We start from the raw sequence: 21,100 nt of genomic DNA, 5'->3' as shown, positions 1-21,100 counted from the left end.
GCTCCAGTCTCAGGGATGTCTGACAGAGTACACGACAGTTCCACTCGAGGTTTAGTCCCTGTTGGGACTCTGCAAGGAATACACACATGACATACATGGAAGCCTTTGCCCTACTGGGTATCGGCGTTGTTGCTGGATTCATCAATGTGCTGTCTGCTGGCGGCTCGATGCTGACGTTGCCATTGTTGATGTTTCTTGGGTTACCACCTCAGGTGGCCAACGGTACCAACCGGGTGTCGATTGCTCTACAGAGTGTGTCGGCAACCTGGAACTTCTTCCGCGCCGGGGCTCGTCACATCAACCTGAGTCTACGTCTGGCGATGCCGGCAGTTCTGGGGTCGCTGGTAGGAGTGTGGCTGGCGCTTCAGGTCAGTGATGCCTTGTTTGAATCGATTCTGGTGACGGTGATGGTTGCCGCTGCAGTGATCATGATCCTCCCTCAACCGCGTCTGGATACGCGCCCTCTCACAAGGGAACGCCTGACACCGGCGGTGTATCTGGTGATGTTCCTGATCGGTGTCTATGGTGGATTCCTGCAGGTCGGCGTAGGTATTCTGTTTATAATCGTGCTGTATCGCGCGCTGAAGATTGATCTCGCGCAAGTCAATGCCTTCAAGGTTGTGATCATTCTGGTTTACACGCTGCCTGCACTGGCAATGTTCCTGTGGCATGACCAGGTGCGCTGGAGCTACGGTCTGATGCTTGCAGCCGGAAGCATGACCGGGGCCTGGTTGGCGGTGAAGGTCAATATGAGTCCGCGAGGCGCCCAGGTGGTCAAGTGGCTGACGCTGACCGTCATTGTTGCGATCATTTTCAAGCTGCTGGTGCTGTAGAGAGAGCTGTGCCCCATGAACTGGCTCACTTTGTGGACCCTTCATGCTAAATTAGTCGGGTATCAAGCCAGAATATGCTCAAGGAGAGTCGACAATGAGAAGAACCCTGTCTGTTGTGCTGGTGTCGCTGCTGACACTGGCGATGCTGAGTGGCTGCAACACCTGGCGGGGTGTTGGCCAGGATATCGAAAAGGCCGGTGAAGGCATTCAGAACAGCGCCAACAAGTAGCCGGCGCGAGGCGCCGCTGTTCAGCGGCGCCGGACTTTTCCTGTTCTTGTGCAGGCTGACTCTTGAGAGGGTGAATCTGAAGAGCATGAGTCTGTAGATCCGATAGGCATTGGAGGCCAACCATGATCCGAATTTCCTGCGTATTTCTGATGGTGGCCTCGTTGGGCCTGGTGGGATGCTCCACGGGTTCCAGCGGTAGTCAGGCCGAGAAGGCCCCCGCACCCTTGCCGCCCGCCATGACTGACGATCGTCAGGATATGTGCGATGTCGATGCCGTCCAGAATCTGATTGGACAGGGTTATCAGCAGGGCCTGGATGCTCAATTGCTGAGCGATAGCGGTGCCGCAACCTTGCGAGTGCTGCGTCCGAATACCGCTGCGACCATGGACCTGCGTATGGACCGTCTCAACGTCAAGCTGGACGACAATGATGTGATCATCGACGTCACTTGTGGTTGAGACACTGCTCGGTAGGGCAGCAGGACCGGAGGCCGTCCGTGAGGGGCGGCCTTGTTGTTATGATGCATGTTGTTGTGATGCATGTTGTTGTCATCTACTGAGCGGCGGGTATAGCGGGAGTCATTTCTGCTGCTGAGCCTGCTGGCGTAGTTCCTTGCGTCGTGTAGCCTGTTCGAAGCGACGTTTCTGCAACTCGGTCTTGAGCTCCAGCGGAGCGATGGCGGCAGGGCGACCGTCGGCATCCACGGCGACCATGGTCAGGTAGCAGCTGTTGGTATGACGAATCACCTTCTGCTGGATGTCCTCGGCGACAACCTTGATACCGATTTCCATCGATGAACGACCGACGTGGTTGACTGTGGCCAGGAAGGTAACCAGTTCACCGACATGGATAGGTTGTTTGAACGTTACCTGGTCCACCGACAGCGTGACCACATAGTTCCCCGAATAGCGGCTGGCGCAGGCATAGGCGACTTCGTCGAGCTTCTTGAGAATTGCGCCACCGTGTACCTTGCCACTGAAGTTGGCCATATCAGGAGTCATCAGTACGGTCATGGTCAGCTCGTGCTGGCCGGGGAGACGGTGTTCGTCCATAGGGGCGGTCCTTGGGTGTATTTCGTTATATGTGTCTTCATGACAAACGCCTTGCTCCATCAATGGAGGCAAGGCGCTATGTACTATCGAGATAGGTTCAGTCTATAGCCAGGTCAGGCCGATGGAAATGATGATCCCGGTGATGATCAGTTGGATCAGGCAGAAGCCCATGATGTCCTTGGCCTTGAGGCCAGCAATACCCAGCACGGGCAGCGCCCAGAACGGCTGCAGCAGGTTGGTCCAGGCGTCACCCCAGGCGACGGCCATGGCAGCGCGGGGAATGTCGACGCCCAGCGCTTGAGCCGCGGGGATGACAACCGGTGCCTGCACGGCCCACTGGCCTCCACCTGAGGGTACGAACATGTTGACGATGCCGGCACTGATGAAGGTCCAGAATGGCAGCGTCTTTTCGGTGGCAAAGGAGATCATCGCCTGAGACATGGTCTCGGCGAGGCCAGACTGAATCATGATCGCCATGATCCCAGCATAGAACGGGAACTGGATGACGATACCTGCACCGCCCTTGATGCCTTCATGGAGGCTGTTGAGCAGACTCTGTGGCGTACGGTGCAACACGATGGCGAGGAACAGGAACATGAAGTTGACCACATTCAAGTTCAGCCCGCCGCCGCCGATGAAGTAGCTCACCAGGTAGATCAGGCCGGGCACGCCGACCAGCAGTGCCAGTGTGATGCTGTTTTCCAGACGTTCGGCAGGACGGGTGAGGCGGGGACGTGTGCTGTCACTCTCTTCACCGAGCAGGGTCGGGTCGATATAGACGCTTTCCCGCTCGCTCGGCAGCATCATGCGATTGACCAATGGTACGGAGACGAACAGCGCTGCCACGATCAGTAGGTTGAACGCCGAAAAGATCGTTTCGGACGTGCCGATGATACCGATCTGCTCCATCGAGAAGTGCCCGTCGGTGGCGATGGTCAGAGGTACTGAACCGGCCAGACCACCATGCCAGACCACGAAACCGGAATAGGCGCTGGCGACCAGCAGTCGATAGTCAACCTTGATCTGTCTAGCCAATTCCTTGGCAAACAGCGCGCCCACGACCAATCCGAACCCCCAGTTGATCCAACTGGCGGCCAGCGAGACCAGCGTTACCAGAATGATCGCTGCACCGGCATTGTTGGCCAGACCGGCGAGCCTGGAGAGCAGGCGTTTTACCGGAGGTGAACTGGCCAGCATGAAGCCAGTGACCAGCACCAACAGCATCTGCATGGAGAACGACAATAGACTCCAGAACCCGTCACCCCAATAGGTGAGGACAGCCATCGGTGACTGGCGCTCGATGGCAATGGCAGCCGCAGCCGCGATCAGGGTCAGCAACAACACGAAGATATAAGGGTCGGGCAGATAGCGCTCGACCAGTTTCACTGCAGGACGTGAAAGAGCTCTCAGCATGGCGTGGTTCGCTTCTTCTGGTTGTGTAGGAGATATTCTCGGGCCCGGCAATGCGCTTCTTCCGTACCCTGCCGCAGTGCAATAGGCGAGTCAAAGACTACTGTCGCTCCAGCGCGAATGTCGGTAGCGCAGGTAGTAGCCGATCAATACCGCCGAGCGAACTGCGGTAAAGGTCATGAAGGCCAGCCATAGTCCATGATTGCCGAGACCTTGCGTTAGCCACCATAGCGGAAGATAGACGATCAGTCCGATGAAGATCGAGTTGCGCATTTCACGAATGGCCGTGGCGCCGATGAAAACGCCATCCAGCAGATAGCTCCATACGGCTATCAGCGGCATCATGACCATCCAGGGCATGTAGTCCGCCGCCGCGGCGCGCACTTCGGGAAGCCCTGTCAGTAGGGCGATCAGCGCATTACCACCAAAGGCGAAGGCGAGGCTGGCAACGCCTGCGGTTACCAGCGAGCAGAGTGCGGCACCGCGCACGGCAGTGGCGAACTGGTCAAAACGCCGTCGGCCAATGGCATGTCCAGTCAAGGCCTCTGCAGCATTGGCAAAGCCATCCAGCGCATAGGAGGTCAGCATGATGAACTGCAGCAGCACGGCGTTGGCGGCAAGAATGGTATCGCCCTGAGCCGCTCCCTGGGCGGTGAAGAAAGCCTGGGCGAACAGCAGGCCCATGGTACGCACGAATAGATTGCCATTGACCGAGAACAGTTCGGCATAGGCCGAGAGTCGCAGCAGGCGGGCTTTCACGAAACGACCGCCAAGGCATAGCAGGCGACGGCGGCACAGCCATAGGCCCAGGCCACAGGCGCTATAGTCGGCAATCACCGAGGCCCAGGCCACGCCATCGCTGGTCATCTCCAGGCCGACGACAAATACCAGATCGAGGACGATATTGACGCCATTGTTGACCAGCAACAGTGCCAGGGTAACGCGGCTGTTCTGCTGGCCGAGGAACCAGCCGAGGATGGCATAGTTGGCGAGTACCGCGGGGGCCGAGAGTAGGCGAATGGCAGCGTAGCTCTGTGCCAGTTGTGAGGCGCTTTCGCTACCGTCAAGCAAGTACAGGCCAAGTGCGACAAGAGGGTCGCCCAGCGCGATCAGCAGTACACCGATCAGGGCCGCCATGATCAGTGACTGCCCCAGCAGATGACGAACCGAGTCGTGCTGCTCACGTCCCATGGCCTGTGAGGTCAGTCCGGTGGTGCCCATACGCAGAAAGCCGAAGCCCCAGTACAGGAAACTGAACAGCATCGCCCCAAGGGTAACGCCGGCGAGGTAGCGAGAATCCTCAAGATGCCCAACCACAGCGGTATCCACCAGGCCGAGAAGCGGAACGGTGATATTGGACAGAATGATCGGCCAGGCAATGGTGGCGATGCGTGGAAAGCTGGAGAGGGCGTCCTTGAAGGTGTGCACGGTCTGGCTCTGGGTAAAGGGCTCACATGATCGCGTTGTGTCCGGCTGGCTGCAAGCCAACAGAGCAATACTGGCCGGGCTACGGTCGAATCCGATGCGAGATCCGTGAATCTGACAGCTGTGTGGGTACGGAAAGGCCTTGTGGAGGGTGTCGTGAGTCGTTCAAGGGAATTTCCCCGATGTTTGCCAGCACACCTTGTCATCTGTAGGGCTGGTGATTTTCACCATGAGCTCATGCTGTCGCGAAGGGGCGGCTGTAATAGGTGTGCTGGATACATTCTGGAAGGGGTTGGTTTTGTGCGGGGTTATGCGAGTTCGTTGCTGATATTGGCCATGGCTCGCTCGCAGCGATTGCGATTCTGCTCGAAGGCGGAGGCAAGAACGATATGCTCGACGAGAGCCTGAGCACTGCGACTGACATCGAGAGAGCGGACACCTGAGCGAAGAAGATCCTCTCCCTCATGCTTCCAGTTCTGCCCGCTCTTCCTGCTCCCCGGGGCTCTTGTTCCAGCCCGTTGACAGGCGCTGTGCTCTATGTAGTGCTGGCTTGAGCGATGGCTCGGTCAGCGAATATCAGGCAGCGGTAATGATGTGGTACTTCTGCATCAACTGGTCGTGGGTCTCGGCACGCTCCGGATCCAGTGGAATGCAGTCCACCGGACAGACCTGCTGACACTGGGGCTCATCATAGTGACCCACGCACTCGGTACAGAGGTTGGGGTCGATGATGTAGATCTCCTCGCCGGGAGAAATCGCGTCGTTGGGGCATTCAGGTTCGCAGACGTCGCAGTTGATGCACTCATCGGTGATCATCAGGGCCATGGGGGTCCTCATCCATACTTGGCATGGGGCCACGCAACGCGGGAATCCGTGTTGCACCGGGAGATTGCGAATGAGTCGCAATAAATCCCACTGGTTTAGTCAGGTATTGTAATGCTTACGCAGCGTTTCAGCGACCCTGGGATGGACATGACGCGAGACATCGCCGCCAAGACGGGCGATTTCCCGGACCAGCGTCGAGGAAATGTAGGAATTCTCGACTTCTGGTGTCAGGAACACTGTCTCCAGATCCGGCATCTGAGCGCGGTTCATATTGGCCAACTGCAGTTCATACTCGAAGTCGGATACTGCTCGTAGGCCACGCAACAGGACGCGAGCCTGCTGCTGTTGCATGAACTCTGTCATCAGCCCCGAGAAACCAACCACCTCGACGTTGCCATGGGCACTGACCACTTCGCGGACCAATTGCATACGGGTGTCGAGGTCCAGTGCCGGTCCTTTGCCTGGACTGGTGGCGATGGCCACTATCACTTTGTCAAACAGGCGTGACGCGCGTTCGATCAAGTCGTAGTGACCATTGGTGATGGGGTCGAAGGTGCCGGGATAGACGGCGATGGTCATGAGGTTCTCCTGACAACGGCACCCTCCTGGAACCCGTCCAGCGAGCTAGGGGGAGGGCACGAATCGCGAGTCAATCGTCGTCGAGACGCCCGAAGGGGTTATCGACGTTCAACGAGACTGGCCGAGCATAACCCGGGATATGGATGCTTTCGATCCCCACACTCAGTTCCGGGCCTTCCAGCACGCCTTCACCGAAACGATAGCGAACATCGAAGTGGCCTGTATCGGCCGCTGCATGGTAGCGACCGGCTCGGGCACGTACTTCCTCGCGACGGACACGCCACTTGTCGAGGGTTGCCTCGCCATGACGCTTGCGCAGCAGGCGCTCAGTGGCATCGGGTGACAGCACCACTCCGGTGGCATTGTTACCGCCGAAGCCCTTGGCATTGATGAAGGCTGCATCGGCTTCGAAGGCCAGCGGTTGCTGGAAGAAGCGCAGGCGCTCGGCATGCACGTCATCAGCTATGGTGTCGACGGTGCTGATACCCGGGAGCAGGTGGTGGGCGAAGCTACCCAGAGCATTGGTCAACTGGTCGCCAGCTGCGGTTCCCTGGGAATGGCCGACATAGGCCTTGATGGCCACCACTGGCCACTGTTCGATACCGTGGGCCTGGGCGACCACGTCAAAAACGTGGGATTCGGTAGTACGGTTCTTGGGGGTCGAGGTGCCATGCGCATGCACGAACGTACGTTCACGCAGGGCTTTCTCACCAAGCATGTCGCGAACCAGCGCACAGGCCTTGCCGAGGGTGACATAGTTGCCGATGCCCGGTGCCGAGATGGAACGCTTCCAGCCGTCGGCATTGACGAACACGTCGGGCACGCTACCGAGAATCTCGGCACCATTCTCTATTGCCAGTGCATCATCCATCAGCATGATGAACTGACTTGCTTCACCGATGGTGAAGCCGCAATTGCGCGCGAACGGACGGCAGGCGCGCTGATAGTCGGCGTCGGTAAGCAGTTCCAGCGCATCCAGTGCCTTGAGGCCATCGTCATCGGCAAGCGCACCCATGGTGCGGAAGCCTTCGACGATCTCTGGAGTGATGGGTGCGTCAGAGGTGCCGACGATAACCACCCGGCAACGACCGCTGCGAATATCCTGGACACCGAGACGCAGGTTATACAGGAAACTGGCACAGGCACCGAGGGCGGCGCCGGTGGTTCCCACACTACCGATCACATAGGCATTGAGAAAGTCAGCAGGCATCTGACCGTAGCCCAGTGGCATCTGCTTGGAGGTGGCGCGCTTGCCTGAAACGAAACTCTTGATCAACCCTCCCCAGCCTTCCTCATCGAGCTGACCGATGGAATTGCCGGCATAGACCCCAACGCTGTCCGGGTCGAGTTGGTCGCGGAGATTGTCCCAATCCAGTCCACTGTCGCCGAGACAATCGCTGGCGGCGAACACTGACATCGACAGGCCTCGCGGGTGGTGGACACTGCGATAGAGTTGGCTGGGATCAAACCCCGTTGGCAGTTGGCCGGCGGCACGTACCTGAGCCGGTCGAGCCTCGGGCAGCATGACATCCATATTGCCGGCCGGCACGGTGACTTCGAGGTGTTGACGATCGACCTCACGCACCTGCCAGGTAGGCGGCAGGTCTTTCGGAAGTTCGCGGCGGCGCAGGCGGAAGGTCAGTGGCGCTTCCAGCTCAAGACTCGCACGGCGGTTACCGGGAATGCCCTCGGCACCGAAGCGCGGGTCCTCGTTACGTCGGATCAGCGTGTGGTTGAGTATCAGGTCGCGAGACTGGGCGACGAGCGTCTGCGCATCCAGCACCTGGCCGGAAGCATCATGCCAGCGTTCGTCAGCATCTCGGCTGGCGAGGCGCATCAACGCCGCCAGCCCAAGCAGAGTACTGGCCTGTTGGGTCTCGGACAGGGCGTCGAACACGGTACGACGAAAGGCCTGATGGCCTGAAGTTCGACCGGCAGGATTGATGCCGCCCATGCCCACGATCACCGGTAAATGTGACAAGCCGGAGTCCTCGTAATCAAGCAGTAAAAAAAACAGGGTGTCACTGGTCAATGGCCTCGCTTGCTACCCTGGCGTTGATATGGGAGATCGTAGATGATCTCGACCATTTCCCCTGGCTCGCGTGTAGACTCCGGCGTCTTCACGCTGACCGCGGACAGCCTCTCGGCGATCACGCCATGACCGGTTTTTCCCTTGTTGCCGGGGCACTGCTGAGACGAGTACATACGCTGAAGCCTCGAACCGAGCGCCTGGTCATATGCCCCAAGCAAAAACACCGTTCGATATTGCCATGGGAGAGGGTTTGAGGCCAGCGATCTTAGCATTTGAGTCTGTGAACGTCATGCGGGTTGTGGCAACGCGATATGCTGTATGTCTGACACAGCTGGCCTTCAATTCGGGGTGACTAACAGTACTGGCGCCATCGGTAGCCTGACGGGGAGTACCAGCGCACTGGCGGTTGGGCTGTTACACTTCAGCGATTGAATGGCCAATCTCGGGTCACCGTTCCAGAGTCAGCAGCAGAGAGTTGTCATGCACCAGGCATCGCGCAGTATTTCCACCAGCCAGGCTGGGCCTCATGAGGACTTGAACAGGAGGGTGTCACGTTCGCTGTCGCATGTCTGGCGAAAGCCGATTGCCGAGCATACACGCGAAGCTTTTCAACAGGCCGAGCGCTGGCGCGAGACTCAGGGGTCGCGAGGCTTGATTCTCGATGCCTGCTGCGGTGTCGGCATGTCGACGCGCAAGCTGGCTGAGCGTTTTCCCGAGCACTGTGTGATCGGAGTCGATCGCAGTGCCGATCGGTTATCGCGTGACCATGGGGCATTACCTGACAACGCATTGCTGGTGCGTGCTGATCTGGTGGATTTCTGGCGTCTGGCCATTGCTGCCGAGTGGCAGCCAGAGCGTCATTACCTGCTTTACCCCAACCCCTATCCCAAATCCGTACAGCTCAAGATGCGCTGGCAGGGGCATCCCGTGTTTCCGGCCATTGTCGGACTAGGGGGACGACTCGAAGTGCGGTCCAACTGGCGCATCTACATCGAAGAGTTCGCCATCGCCATTGCTCAGGCCACCGGCATCTCCGCTCCGCTGGGTCCCTTCGATCCCGATGACGACCCGCTGACTCATTTCGAGCGCAAGTATCACGACAGCGGACAACCGCTGTGGCACCTGGTAGTCGACCTCGATTACCGGCCGGGGCTGATGCCTCAGAGCACGGAGGGCTGAGAGTAGTTGGAAGAAGAGAAAGGTAAGTTACAAGAGGTGCTGTTATCCGCAAGACGGCTCTGCATTCTTATTTACCCCTTCTCTCTTCCTTCTCTTCTTCACTTACCGCCCGAAAGCGTTCGCCCAGCTGCGCTGTCAGCCAGCGTGCAATCGGTCCCTGTCCGGCATCGCGGCGGATAACGGTTTCCACCTCGATACTGGGCGCCTGGCCGAGTGCGCTGCTGGTCAAACGCACCAGTCGATCGCGAAATGGTGGGTAGTGGGCAATATGCTCGGGGAGAATGGCCCAGCCCAGGCCTCGTGTGGCGAGCTCCGCCATGGAGTAGAAGCTGTTCAGGCGCCAGCACTGAGTACTCATTGGTGCGGCTTCTGCAGAGCGGCCTGAGGTGCGGCGGGAGGCAATCATCAGCTGGCGGTGCCGCATCAGTTGCTGTGGGCCGATATTGCGGTGTTGTGCCAGGAGGTGTCGGGAGCCGACAACCCAGTGCTGTCGCAGCAGGGCGATTCGAGTGGCATCCAGGTCACCCGGCGAACGCTCCTGGCTGAGCAGGACTCCGAGGTTGGCGGTTCGCTCCTCGACCCAGTTGGCGACATCACCTTCTCCGCCGTATAGCAGTGTCAGTGCCAGTGAGGGGTATCGTTCCGCCAGTGCTTCGAGAGTGGCGTCCACTGGAGGCATTTCCACCAATGCTTCATCAATTGCCACAACCAACTGTGCTTCCTCACCGCGTTCCAGCATCTCAGCCCTGGCCGTCAGGCGCTGGCACTGTGCGATTACCGCTCGGGCCTCCGGCAGTAGCGCCTGGCCAGCATTGGTCAGGGTCGGTGAACGCGTACTTCTGTCGAACAGCTCGCAGTCGAGATCGAGTTCGAGATTGGCGATGGCGGTGCTCACTACCGACTGCGCACGCCCTGCATGGCGCGCGGCAGCGGAAAAGGAACCATGGTCGGCACAAGCCACGAACAGTGTCAGTTGATCGAGGGTCCAGTGCATGTCGGGTACTCCCTGGTACGGAGGGCGGGTGGCTGGCCGCTGATGCTCTTTGATCTATCGTAAATTACGATAGCTTCTAACTCGATACCATCGCAATAATCCCTAGAATAGCCGCCAACAGCCAAATATTGTTTTCCAAGAGGAGAGGGTGGCGATGCGTTCGTTCAAGGAGCGTCTGACTCATATGACACTGTTCGAGCTGGGTGGACTGGTGATTGTTACACCGCTGGCTGCCTGGCTGAGCGGCCATGATATGGGGGAGATCGGTATTCTGGCGGCAGGTATCGCCACCGCTGCCATGCTGTGGAACCTGATCTGGAACTGGGGTTTTGATCGTATGGTACCGTCTCGCAAGCGTAGCCTGACGCAGCGCTTCGTTCAGGCTCTCGGTTTCGAGCTGGGGTTGTTGATCATGACCTTACCGGCGGTTGCCTGGTGGCTGAATGTCGGGCTGGTGGAGGCTTTCTGGTTGGATTTCGGATTTTTGCTGTTCTTTCTTGTCTACGCCATGGTGTTCAATAGCGCCTTTGACCGCATCATGCTCAGCCGTCTGAAAAGGAGTACATAAGCGTGAGCTACTTCTATCTGGCTCTGGCGATTGTTGCTGAGGTCATTGCGACCTCGGCACTCAAGGCCTCCAACGAGTTCACACGCCTATGGCCCAGCGTACTGGTGGTGGTCGGCTATCTTTCGGCTTTCTACCTGCTGACGCTGGTGCTGCGTAGCGTGCCAGTCGGTATCGCCTATGCGTTATGGGCGGGTCTGGGCATCGTGCTCGTCACGTTGGTGGGGATCGTCATTTACGGCGAGAAGCCGGATCTGCCGGCGATCATCGGCATGACATTGATCATTGGCGGTGTCGCCGTGATTCAGGTGTTCTCATCGGTATCAGCGCACTGATCTGCCGCCAGGCAACTGTGCTGTCACCTGTCTGTCATCAACGGGGTGTCGAATAGCGAACCGCCAGACGGTAGACTTTGCCGGGTTGTGTCCGTTCATCGCAGGGAAGTCTTCATGTCGCGTCGATCAATGCCGTTCTGGTCATATATCGCTCTTTCCGCCGCCATGGCTGTCCTGAGTTTGACAGCTATGGCCTCACCTTCCAGAGCGGCAGGCCTCGATCATCTTGCCGAACTGTCCAGTCAGGGTTACCGGATCAGTGCCGAAGCCCGTCTGCTGGGAACCGGGGATCAGCAGGGAGAGGTCCTCGGCAGTATCACCCCGGATCTGATGCTGACACCAGCTTCCGTCACCAAGGTCTACACCGCCGCCGCCTCGCTGGACGCATGGGGGCCGCAGTATCGCTTCACCACGGAACTCAAGAGTGCCGCTCGGCCGTCGACCGATGGCACCCTGAACAGTGATCTGATTCTTGAGGGCGGTGGTGACCCGAGCCTGGTCAGCGAAGACCTCTGGCGTCTCACGCAGCGTTTATACCAGACAGGTGTACGCCGGGTGACAGGTAATCTGGTCGTCAGTCAGGCACTGTTTGGCCCGGTAAACTGCCGCACCACTGATCGCTGTGATGCTCTGGAGCGTTCCGATAATGCCTACAGTGCGCTGTTGACCTCGGCAGGCGTCAACTACGGTAGCTGGTGTGTTCAGGTCGCACCTGGAGCCGTGGGTGGGCCCGCTCGGGTGACCAGCTGCAACAGCCATGAGCCGCTGTTTGGCGTCGATAACCATGTAACTACCGGTGCCGCCAGTTCGACGTCGGGGTTTGGTGCAGTGCGCGTTGTCGAGGATGGTCAGGAGCGTCTGGTACTCAGAGGCAGTATCGCCTCCAACGCCCTGCCACAGGAAGTCTATCGCGCTAGTGGCGATCCGGCGCGCCAGACCGCTGCAACGCTGAAGTCGATGCTTGAACTGGTGGGTATCGATATCGAGGGGACCGTTTCGGTCACCAGCGATCCGGCGCCTGGCGGTGCAACTCGTCTAGCCGCGGTGGATGGCAAGCCGTTGCAGGAAATCCTGTTGCGCATGCTCAATTACTCCAACAACTATATGGCCGATATGCTGGCCCTGGATCTGGTGGAGGCCCCTCAAGCGCAGCTCGATGACGCTGGAGCCGCACTCGAGGCCTTTGTGGCAGGAGTGCCCGGCCATGGTCCAGTGGTGCTGGAAAGTGGCAGTGGTCTGACGGTTGGTAACCGCACCTCAGCCCAGGGCGTCAATGCCTTGAACGAGTATATGTTCCAGCGCTCAGACTTGTTCCCGTTGTATCTCGCCGGCCTTCAGACGCCAACCAATGGGCCGATGCGCTTCATTCGCCGCGGGTCTTCGACGTTCCAGAGCCATGTAATGCTCAAGACCGGAACCTTGAACCAACCGGTCGCCGTACGTGCGGTCACCGGGTATTTCCGCACCAGCAGTAACCGTTGGGGGGTATTTACGGTAATGGTCAATGGGACTTCGAGTACGCCCTATATCAGTTGGTCGAGGGTGCTCGACCTGGTGTCGCTTGATTTAGACCGCATGATCGCCAACCACTGATACGCGATTGAGCTGCGCATAAGGAAAGCAAGATGAAACCTGGACATACCGGTTGGCGTCACCTGGTGCACTCCACTCGCTATTCTCTGAAGGGGCTCAAGGCGGCTTTTCGCAATGAATCGGCCTTTCGACAGGAGCTCGGGCTATGCCTGGTGCTGATTCCGCTGGCGTGGTGGATCGGGGATACACCGGTGGAATGGATTCTGCTGGTGGGCAGTTGTTTCATGGTGTTGATCGTTGAGCTGGTGAATTCTGCCATCGAAAGTGTGGTCGACCGCATCGGGCCCGAGCGCCATGTGCTGTCCGGCAGGGCCAAGGATATCGGTTCCGCTGCGGTGATGCTGGCGCTGATCATGGCCGCACTGACCTGGGTACTGCTGGCGGCGGACAAGTATCTGAGTATCTGAGCGACACACGAAAACAGGGCCCGGTATCTCTGGTGAGGTGCCGGGCTTTTTTTTTTGAAAATGGCTCTTGAAGGTCAGTGCACAGGTGAAGATGTAGGTTTCCCCGATAGGGTTGAGTATGCTCAAGGGAAACCATGTTTACAAAACCATGTTTACAGAAATACGTTCACAGAAATCGTTCACAAGAATACGCTCACGAAAACATGGCACGCGACTACGCTGCCACTCGACAGGGAGAGCCGTCATGCCATCCAGCCTGGAGACACTGCACTGCGATGATATTCCGGCCAGCCTGATCGGCGATCTGGACAAGGTTCGGGAGCGCCTGATGGCCAGCCTGGAGCAAGCTGATAACCTCGCTGAGATGCGTGGCATGGAGCCACCTTCGGATGTCTACCAGGCGCTGGAATCCCATCGACGCGAACAGTTGGCGCGAGTGCTGGCGATATCCAGCTTTGCCGGCGAAACCCTGGTACGCCATCCTGACTGGTTGGCCAGCCTGGACTCCAGCGGTGAGTTGGATCGAGCGCTGAACGCCGATGATCTGCGACAGTTGCTGGATGAAGCGCTGGACGGTGCCGAGGACGAAGCGACCATGCATGCAGTGCTGCGCCGTTTTCGCCGTGCTCGCATGCTGGGCATTGTATGGCGCGATCTTACGCGGCCGCCGGGTGTCGATGCCTGGCAGACCGGTGCGGCCATGTCGCGCCTGGCCGAGGTCTGTCTCGAAGCGGCACTGAGCTGGCTGGAGGACTGGCTGGAGGCTCGGTGGGGCCGCCCAGCGCGGCGAGATGGCGGTGATCAACGCCTCGTGGTGTTGGGGATGGGCAAGCTTGGTGCTGGTGAGCTGAACTTGTCTTCAGACATCGATTTGATCTTCGCCTATCCGGAAAAGGGCGAGACCGAAGGCGGCCGTAAGTCGTTGGATCATGCCGAGTATTTCACTCGGCTTGGCCAGAAACTGATTGCTGCGTTGGATGCCGTGACCAACGAAGGCTTCGTATTTCGTGTCGATATGCGCCTGCGACCGCTGGGCGATGGCGGGCCACTGGTCGGAAGTTTTGCCTCGCTGGCCAGCTACTACCAGGATCAAGGACGCGAATGGGAGCGTTACGCGATGCTCAAGGCGCGCCCGGTAGCCGGTGACCTCGATGCCGGCTATGAGTTGCTGTCGAGTATCCGCCCCTTCGTCTATCGCAAGTATCTCGATTTTGGTGCCATTGAATCGTTGCGCGAACTCAAGGCGATGATCAACCGCGAGGTCAAGCGCAAGGGGATGGAGAGCAACATCAAGCTCGGTCCGGGGGGGATTCGCGAGGTCGAGTTCGTGGTCCAGGCGTTCCAGCTGATACGGGGCGGTCGCGATACCGAACTGCAGGTCACCTCGTTGAAGACGGCATTGCAGCGTCTGCCCGAACTGGGGCTGTTGCCTCAACCTGTCGTCGATGAACTGCTGCCGGATTACGCCTTCCTGCGCGATCTGGAGCATACCATTCAGGCACTCGAGGATCGCCAGACCCAGGCGTTGCCGGATGATGACCTGGATCGCCAGCGTGTGGCCTTTGCGCTTGGTCAGCACGATTGGATAGCGTTGATGGAACGGCTCGACGAGGTGCGTGAACGAGTGCGGCGGCACTTCGATGCCGTGATCAGTGATCCCGAGGATGAGGCTGGCGAAGATTCCGCTACCAGCAATGGACTGGAAGGCTGGCGTCAGTTGTGGCGAGGCGAGCCGGAAGCTGCCGAGGCGCTGGAAATCCTTGGTCAGGCAGGCTTTGAGGATGGTGATACCGCACTCAAACGTCTTACCGGACTGTCCGGTTCACGTCAGGTGCAAAGCATGCAGCGCATTGGCTATGAACGCCTCGACGCCTTGATGCCAATGTTGCTTGAGGCGGTAGCGGAGAGTGATTCGCCGGATATTGCTCTGGAACGCGTATTGCCGTTGATCGAGTCAGTATTGCGGCGGACGGCTTATCTGGCTCTGCTGCGAGAGAACCCCGATGCAATGGGACACTTGATGCGGCTGTGCAGTGCCAGCCCATGGATTGCCGAACAGATTGCCCGCTATCCGGTGCTGCTCGATGAACTGCTGACCCCGGATACGCTTTATACCCCGGCCGACAAGGCACGTCTCGCCGATGAGCTGCGCCAGACCCTGGCACGGATTCCCGAGGACGATGAAGAAGCTCAGCTCGAGGCGCTGCGAGTGTTCAAGCACGCCCAACTCCTCCACGTCGCCGCCTCGGATATTGCGGGTACACGCCATCTGATGAAAGTCAGCGATTATCTGACCTATATCGCCGAGGTGGTGTTGGATGCGGTGCTGGTGATGGCGTGGAAGGCACTGACGCGCAAGCATGGTTACCCTCTGGGCGAGGATGGCGAGCCCCAGGGAGAGGTTCCCGAGTTTCTGATCGTCGGTTACGGCAAATTGGGTGGCATCGAGTTGGGGTATGGCTCGGATCTTGATCTGGTGTTCCTGCACGATGCCGCGGGTCAGGGCGAAACCAACGGTGCACGCCCCATCGACAACAGCGTGTTCTTTACCCGTATTGGGCAGCGGATCATTCATCTGCTGTCGGCGGTGACACCGGCGGGGTCCCTGTATGAAGTCGATATGCGTTTGCGACCTTCGGGGAATTCGGGATTGCTGGTCAGCTCGTTGACGGCTTTCGCTGAATATCAGCGCGATCAGGCCTGGACCTGGGAACATCAGGCGCTGGTTCGGGCGCGAGTGGTGGCGGGGCACGAGCGCCTGGCCGAACGTTTCGAGGACATCCGGCGCGAGATTCTCGGACGCGAGCGCGAGCGTAAGGCATTACGCACGGAAGTCGTCGAGATGCGCCACAAGATGCGAGAGCATCTGGGCTCAACCTCAGCTCAAGACAGCGCTGGCAGTTTCGATCTCAAGCACGACCCGGGTGGTATGGTCGATATCGAATTCCTCTGCCAGTACGCGGTATTGGCGCTCGCGCACGAGGCTCCGGGATTGCTGCGCTTCAGCGACAACATGCGCATCCTCGAAACTCTCGAGGAAGCAGAATACCTGTCCGCAGACGAGGCTCAGGCGTTGCGTGATGCGTATCTCGCCGCGCGTGCCGCCAACCACAGCTCAGCACTGACCCGGGAACCTGCTCGCGGCGATAGCGAAGCGTTTCGTGATCATCGCGACGTCGTGATCAAAGCCTGGCGGAAGTGGATGGAGCCGGAGCAGCAAGGATAAAGATGGCGAAACTGCTTCAGGGATGACCTGAGCAACTCAGAGCATCCCGCTGGTAGCAGGGACGCACCAGGCATTTTCGATGCTTACCCGCCTTCTGGCGGCTGCAAGTCATTGAAAATGTGAACCAGCCCATCACTTGTTGTGGGCTGGTGTCACTGAATAATTCCACGGATGGAATTATTCGGAGGATCCTTGGCCAAGCAGCTCCTTGAGTTGGGCATTGAGTTCGTACAGGTCGCTGACGATGGCTGTGTCGGAAGGAAAGGGCATGTCGCTGTCCGCCGCGACGACGCCGATGAATGCCGTCCCATTGGAACGTGCGGCGCGGAAGTCATTGTAGGAATCGCCAATCATCACTGTTCGTGAGGGCGGCAGTTGGCGACGAACCAGCAGGTTGCCGAGCGCCGTGACCTTGTCGGGTGGAGCACCGATCACTTCATCGAACCAGAGTGTCAGAGCGTGTTGCTCCACGGTTTCATCAAGCTCTCTCTGTGGTGTTGCCGACAGCAGGATCAACGGGCACTGGCCATGCCAATGTTGCAGAGTTGCCAAGGCACCACCAATCAAATGCGCCTGGGCAATGCGCTCGGCAACGACTGTCCTGAAGCATCTACACAGGGTTTCGATGCGTTGGTTACTCGGCGGTCGGCCGAGAATCTGTCCTTCGATATGCTGGAACTTGACCTCACGTGGTTGACCGCCACGCCGTTCCAGGTAGGCACGAACTGCCTCGCGAATGACGCGTGGCTGGTCGTCATAGAGCGCCGCAAAGGCATCACGCTTGAGGGTGGCCGAATCGAGAATGACCCCATCGCAGTCAAATACCAGAGCCGAAGGCAGTGCTGGGCCTGGCGTGGCAAGGGAAGGGCAGTCGAACACGGGAAATCCTTGATCATGCGCTGGTACCCGCAGGCTGCCGTTCAACAGCAGCCTGCGGGTCAGTCTCAGGATTGACGGCTCAATTTGCTGCGTAGCCAGGCCGGAAGTGGTGTCTGACCGATCAATACCAGCACGATGACGCTAGTCAGCACCAGCGATAGCGGATTGCTGACCAGTTCGAGAAGAAATGCGCTGCCGCTGTCACCGACCGAGGACATCGCCTGGCGCCAGGTCTTGTCGAGCAATGGGCCGAGGATTACCCCGAGGATGATCGGACCCATCTGGAAGCCGAACACCTTGAGCCAATAGCCAAGCAGGCCAAAGCCAAGCATCCAGTACACCTCGGTCATATTGCTGTTGATCGAGTAGGTGCCGACCACACACAGCACGAGGATCAAGGGGATGAGGATCGCCTTGGGAACCTCGACGACCTTGGTGAAGATCTTGATGCCGGTGAGGCCGAAGATCAGCAGGAAGATGTTGGCCAGCATCAGGTTGCCGACGGTGAACCAGAAGATATGCGGTGTCTCGATCATCAGCATCGGGCCGGGATTGAGGCCGTGGATGACCAGTGCACCGATGATCACCGCCGTGACCGCATCACCCGGCATGCCGAGGGTCAGCATCGGTACGTAGGCACCACCTACCGCCGCATTGTTGGCGGTTTCCGGTGCTACCAGCCCCTCGTAGGCACCTTCTCCGAAAGGAACCCGGGGATTCTTGACGCTGCGCTTGGCGTGGTCATAGGCGAACAGCGAGGCGATATCGCCACCGGTTCCCGGAAGTGCACCGACGACGACCCCGATGACTCCCGAGCGCATTGATAGTGGCAGGAACTTCAACACCAGCTTGAGGGGCGGAATGATCTTGTCGACCTTCTGCTTGATCGGCACCTTGTTGAGGTTATGCAACTGGTAGAAGGCTTCGGCGACGCCAAACAGTCCAATCATTACCACCACATAATGAATGCCACCCAACAACTGCATGTTGTCCATGGTCAGGCGTGGCTGTGCCGTCACCTGGTCGAGACCGACCAGGCCAATCGCGGAGCCCAGTGCGACAGAAAATATACCTCTAGCCAATGACTTGCCGGATAGGGTGCTGACCAGCAGCAGACCGAGTGCGGCAATCAGGAAGTAGTCGCGAGGCGCAAACTCCAGCGCCATGTCGGCCAGATATGGCGCGGTTCCGGCCAGAATCAAGGTGCCGAGGAGGCCGCCGATGACCGACATCACAGTGCTCAGGCCGATGGCGCGCCCCGCTTCACCACGCTGGGCCAGTGGGTAGCCATCGAAGGCAGTGGTCACCGCCGAGGGGGCGCCGGGGATATTGAGCAGGATCGCGGTTCGTGAACCGCCGTAGACCCCACCTACATAGATACCCACCATCAGCGCCAGTGCATCATTGATGTCCCAGGCGAAGGTAAAGGAGATCAGGATGGACACGGCCATGGTCACGGACAGGCCAGGAATGGCTCCGATATAGATGCCGCCCAGTGTGCCTAGAGCGGTCAGCAACAGCAGGTGCGGATCGATCCAGGCCATCAGGAAATAGTGGAGAGTGTCAGTCATGGCAGGGCTCCGAGTTCACTGCTGGGGTTCACGGCAGATAGACGCGGAAAACCAGCGTGAACAGGACGTAGATGATGGCGATGGATACGCTGGAAATGATCAGCGAACTCAGTACTTTGCCGCCTCGGTAATAGATGAACATCGCGGCCAGGAAGATAAAGGTGCTGAGATAGAAGCTCAGCCACGATATGGCAACCAGGTAGATGATCGAGATTACCGAGAACACGATGATATGTGGCTGGAAGTGCTCGGCGACAAAGGCCTTGAGTTCATCACCTGCGGTGGTCAACTCGGGGGCACGACGTTTACGCCGGTGGCTGAACAGAATCACCAGGCAGGCGGCAATCATGATCAAGGCCAGGCCGACGGGAAACGTGCCGGGTGAGTTCAGCGACGGTATGCCGTCGACTCGCCATGCTTCGTAGAGCAGACCACCGCTGAAAAGCAGCAGCAGCCAGTCGAAGACCTTCTCGCCAGGCTGGACGCGTTCGTATCTGTCTTTCATTGCTCAACTCCAGGATGGCCGAGCGATGCTCGGCTCAGGTGCCTGTGAGTATCCAGCCGGCGCTGAGGGCAGCGCCGACCTTCATCACGGTTTACTCAGCGCTTTTACCGGGACGCGGAATCCCCAGTTCTTCTGGAGAGACTTCGACGCTGCCCGCCTCGAACATCGACCATCCGGTCACTGACTGCCAGTTGTCGAGATACTGCTGGGCTTCTTCACCGCTCAGATTGAGCGGTTCGGCACCGAAGTTGTCCAGAAACGTCTGGAACTGCTCGTTGTCCACGGCGTTGCGGTAAGCATCCTCGAGTTGCTGCTTGACCTCATCCGGTGTTTCCTCGCGGACGAAGACACCCCAGAACGGGCCCCAGGGCAGGAAGGCGTCGATGTCCGGCAGTGCCTCGGTGATCGGGGGGACTCCGGGCAGAGCCTCGATTTCCTCGCTGGTCAGTACCGCCAGTCCCTTCATCTTGCCGCTGCGGATTTGTTCGCCAGCGGCAGCGAGACTGAGTGGCATGAAGTCGATGTGATCGCCAAGCATGGCAGTGATGCCGGGGCCGTCGCCACCGAACGTCACGGTGCGTACGTCGAGATCATCAACCGAGTTGATCATCGCGTGCACGGTGCTTGGCAGCCCACCGGCTCCGGTACCCCCCATACGCAACTCACCCGGATGCTCGTGGGCGTATTCGAGCAGTTCGGACAGGTTGTCGAACGGGCTATCCGCGGGGGCGGCAATGACCACCAGTCCCTGGCCGATGATATTGATGGTATGCATGTCGTCGTAGCCGAAATCGGCCAGTCCCATCAAGCGATAGAGCTGGGGGTTCTCGGCGCCGTAGAGCAGGCTGTAACCATCAGGGCGCTGGGTCATGACGTAGTTCATACCGATCACGCCGGTGCCGCCTGGACGATTGGTCAGTATCACGCTGGTGCCGAGCTCTTCCTCGACATGCGGTGTCAGGCTACGTGCAACATTATCGGTGGCGCCGCCGGCGCCCCACTGAATCGTGCCGGTGATGTTGCGCTCAGGATATTCGGCAAGTGCCTGACTACTCATAGCCATGGTACTGAGTGTCGCTGCCATCGGTATGGCCAGCGTCTTCAAGACGGAATGAAACATGGAATCCTCCGGGATATCTTGTTGATTCTGCCGTAGGGGAAACGAGTATTTGCTGTATCCGGCAGTGCCCTTCTTATGGGGCAGATGGTGAGTGTTGAAGGTGTGCTTCGATAGCGATCCAGCGTAGCTGTATAAATAGCGTACCTGTATGAATTTAAGTTCGCCTATCGAACTAAAGTGCTTTATGCGAACATTAGGTTGGCGTCAGCAGTGTGTCAATGCTTCGTCGCCCCATCTTCTACCATGGTCGTGAAGCATAAGGGTATTGAAAGGGTAGGCTTGCCATCACGCCCTGTTTGTCGTGCATAATGCGAACACAAGGCCGCTATACGAACATTTGT

Annotated in this window: 21 protein-coding genes; 9 read left to right on the top strand and 12 right to left on the bottom strand. The window is 58.6% G+C overall.

Annotated elements, in window-relative coordinates; all coding sequences use genetic code 11:
* Nucleotides 1-86 precede the first annotated feature (86 nt).
* The 3 genes from AR456_RS17905 to AR456_RS17895 all read left to right on the top strand — a co-directional run bounded on the left by AR456_RS17905 (nucleotide 87) and on the right by AR456_RS17895 (nucleotide 1,520).
* Nucleotides 87-833, top strand: coding sequence for a sulfite exporter TauE/SafE family protein (locus tag AR456_RS17905; protein ID WP_021817942.1), 747 nt, complete (start codon nucleotides 87-89; stop codon nucleotides 831-833).
* Nucleotides 834-927: 94 nt separating this feature from the next.
* Nucleotides 928-1,062 (top strand): entericidin A/B family lipoprotein, encoded by a 135-nt coding sequence (locus AR456_RS17900; protein WP_021817943.1) that lies wholly within the window; start codon nucleotides 928-930, stop codon nucleotides 1,060-1,062.
* Nucleotides 1,063-1,184: 122 nt separating this feature from the next.
* Nucleotides 1,185-1,520: an I78 family peptidase inhibitor gene (locus tag AR456_RS17895; RefSeq protein ID WP_021817944.1), complete on the top strand. Its 336-nt coding sequence runs from the start codon at nucleotides 1,185-1,187 to the stop codon at nucleotides 1,518-1,520.
* A 120-nt stretch (nucleotides 1,521-1,640) separates the two neighbouring features.
* On the opposite strand, the gene AR456_RS17890 is transcribed toward AR456_RS17895, so the two are convergent.
* The 7 genes from AR456_RS17890 to AR456_RS21355 form a co-directional block, all read right to left on the bottom strand.
* Entirely contained in the window at nucleotides 1,641-2,114 is a 474-nt protein-coding gene (locus AR456_RS17890) for an acyl-CoA thioesterase (RefSeq protein WP_021817945.1), read from the bottom strand.
* Between the two features lie 102 nt (nucleotides 2,115-2,216).
* Entirely contained in the window at nucleotides 2,217-3,527 is a 1,311-nt protein-coding gene (locus AR456_RS17885) for a short-chain fatty acid transporter (protein WP_021817946.1), read from the bottom strand.
* Nucleotides 3,528-3,617: 90 nt separating this feature from the next.
* A complete protein-coding gene (locus AR456_RS17880; protein ID WP_021817947.1) occupies nucleotides 3,618-4,952 on the bottom strand; it encodes an MATE family efflux transporter in 1,335 nt (444 codons plus the stop codon).
* A gap of 573 nt (nucleotides 4,953-5,525) precedes the next feature.
* Nucleotides 5,526-5,774, bottom strand: a complete 249-nt coding sequence (locus AR456_RS17875) for a YfhL family 4Fe-4S dicluster ferredoxin (protein ID WP_021817948.1) — start codon at nucleotides 5,772-5,774, stop codon at nucleotides 5,526-5,528.
* A 99-nt stretch (nucleotides 5,775-5,873) separates the two neighbouring features.
* Nucleotides 5,874-6,353 carry a pantetheine-phosphate adenylyltransferase gene (gene coaD, locus AR456_RS17870; RefSeq protein WP_021817949.1) on the bottom strand — a complete coding sequence of 160 codons (480 nt, stop codon included), beginning with the start codon at nucleotides 6,351-6,353 and terminating at the stop codon, nucleotides 5,874-5,876.
* 70 nt (nucleotides 6,354-6,423) lie between these two features.
* On the bottom strand, nucleotides 6,424-8,307 hold the full coding sequence (locus tag AR456_RS17865; RefSeq protein ID WP_035588080.1) for a beta-ketoacyl synthase: 1,884 nt from the start codon (nucleotides 8,305-8,307) through the stop codon (nucleotides 6,424-6,426).
* A gap of 74 nt (nucleotides 8,308-8,381) precedes the next feature.
* Nucleotides 8,382-8,558 carry a hypothetical protein gene (locus AR456_RS21355; protein ID WP_155829188.1) on the bottom strand — a complete coding sequence of 59 codons (177 nt, stop codon included), beginning with the start codon at nucleotides 8,556-8,558 and terminating at the stop codon, nucleotides 8,382-8,384.
* A gap of 307 nt (nucleotides 8,559-8,865) precedes the next feature.
* Here AR456_RS21355 and trmB point away from each other — a divergent pair, with 307 nt between their 5' ends.
* Nucleotides 8,866-9,564, top strand: a complete 699-nt coding sequence (gene trmB / locus AR456_RS17855; protein ID WP_021817952.1) for a tRNA (guanine(46)-N(7))-methyltransferase TrmB — start codon at nucleotides 8,866-8,868, stop codon at nucleotides 9,562-9,564.
* Nucleotides 9,565-9,631: 67 nt separating this feature from the next.
* Here trmB and AR456_RS17850 read toward each other — a convergent pair whose 3' ends face one another.
* Nucleotides 9,632-10,558, bottom strand: a complete 927-nt coding sequence (locus tag AR456_RS17850) for a LysR family transcriptional regulator (protein WP_021817953.1) — start codon at nucleotides 10,556-10,558, stop codon at nucleotides 9,632-9,634.
* Between the two features lie 154 nt (nucleotides 10,559-10,712).
* Here AR456_RS17850 and AR456_RS17845 point away from each other — a divergent pair, with 154 nt between their 5' ends.
* The 5 genes from AR456_RS17845 (at nucleotide 10,713) to glnE (ending at nucleotide 16,684) form a co-directional block, all read left to right on the top strand.
* Nucleotides 10,713-11,126, top strand: a complete 414-nt coding sequence (locus tag AR456_RS17845) for a PACE efflux transporter (RefSeq protein WP_021817954.1) — start codon at nucleotides 10,713-10,715, stop codon at nucleotides 11,124-11,126.
* A gap of 2 nt (nucleotides 11,127-11,128) precedes the next feature.
* The gene (locus AR456_RS17840; protein ID WP_021817955.1) at nucleotides 11,129-11,458 is read left to right on the top strand and encodes a DMT family transporter; all 330 of its coding nucleotides are present in this window, start codon (nucleotides 11,129-11,131) and stop codon (nucleotides 11,456-11,458) included.
* 114 nt (nucleotides 11,459-11,572) lie between these two features.
* On the top strand, nucleotides 11,573-13,051 hold the full coding sequence (gene dacB, locus AR456_RS17835) for a D-alanyl-D-alanine carboxypeptidase/D-alanyl-D-alanine endopeptidase (RefSeq protein WP_021817956.1): 1,479 nt from the start codon (nucleotides 11,573-11,575) through the stop codon (nucleotides 13,049-13,051).
* A gap of 32 nt (nucleotides 13,052-13,083) precedes the next feature.
* Nucleotides 13,084-13,458 (top strand): diacylglycerol kinase, encoded by a 375-nt coding sequence (locus AR456_RS17830; protein WP_021817957.1) that lies wholly within the window; start codon nucleotides 13,084-13,086, stop codon nucleotides 13,456-13,458.
* 244 nt (nucleotides 13,459-13,702) lie between these two features.
* Nucleotides 13,703-16,684, top strand: a complete 2,982-nt coding sequence (gene glnE, locus AR456_RS17825; RefSeq protein ID WP_021817958.1) for a bifunctional [glutamate--ammonia ligase]-adenylyl-L-tyrosine phosphorylase/[glutamate--ammonia-ligase] adenylyltransferase — start codon at nucleotides 13,703-13,705, stop codon at nucleotides 16,682-16,684.
* 177 nt (nucleotides 16,685-16,861) lie between these two features.
* Here the strand turns inward: glnE and AR456_RS17820 are convergent, their stop codons facing one another.
* The 4 genes from AR456_RS17820 to AR456_RS17805 form a co-directional block, all read right to left on the bottom strand.
* The gene (locus AR456_RS17820) at nucleotides 16,862-17,563 is read right to left on the bottom strand and encodes an HAD family hydrolase (protein ID WP_021817959.1); all 702 of its coding nucleotides are present in this window, start codon (nucleotides 17,561-17,563) and stop codon (nucleotides 16,862-16,864) included.
* A gap of 65 nt (nucleotides 17,564-17,628) precedes the next feature.
* Nucleotides 17,629-19,134 (bottom strand): tripartite tricarboxylate transporter permease, encoded by a 1,506-nt coding sequence (locus AR456_RS17815; protein ID WP_021817960.1) that lies wholly within the window; start codon nucleotides 19,132-19,134, stop codon nucleotides 17,629-17,631.
* A gap of 28 nt (nucleotides 19,135-19,162) precedes the next feature.
* Entirely contained in the window at nucleotides 19,163-19,639 is a 477-nt protein-coding gene (locus AR456_RS17810; protein ID WP_021817961.1) for a tripartite tricarboxylate transporter TctB family protein, read from the bottom strand.
* 91 nt (nucleotides 19,640-19,730) lie between these two features.
* The gene (locus AR456_RS17805) at nucleotides 19,731-20,759 is read right to left on the bottom strand and encodes a tripartite tricarboxylate transporter substrate binding protein (RefSeq protein WP_021817962.1); all 1,029 of its coding nucleotides are present in this window, start codon (nucleotides 20,757-20,759) and stop codon (nucleotides 19,731-19,733) included.
* Nucleotides 20,760-21,100: the final 341 nt, after the last annotated feature.

Source organism: Halomonas huangheensis (assembly GCF_001431725.1).
Lineage (GTDB): Bacteria > Pseudomonadota > Gammaproteobacteria > Pseudomonadales > Halomonadaceae > Halomonas > Halomonas huangheensis.
Note: the sequence above shows the minus strand (reverse complement) of the source record. Positions and strands in the feature narration are given on the sequence as shown.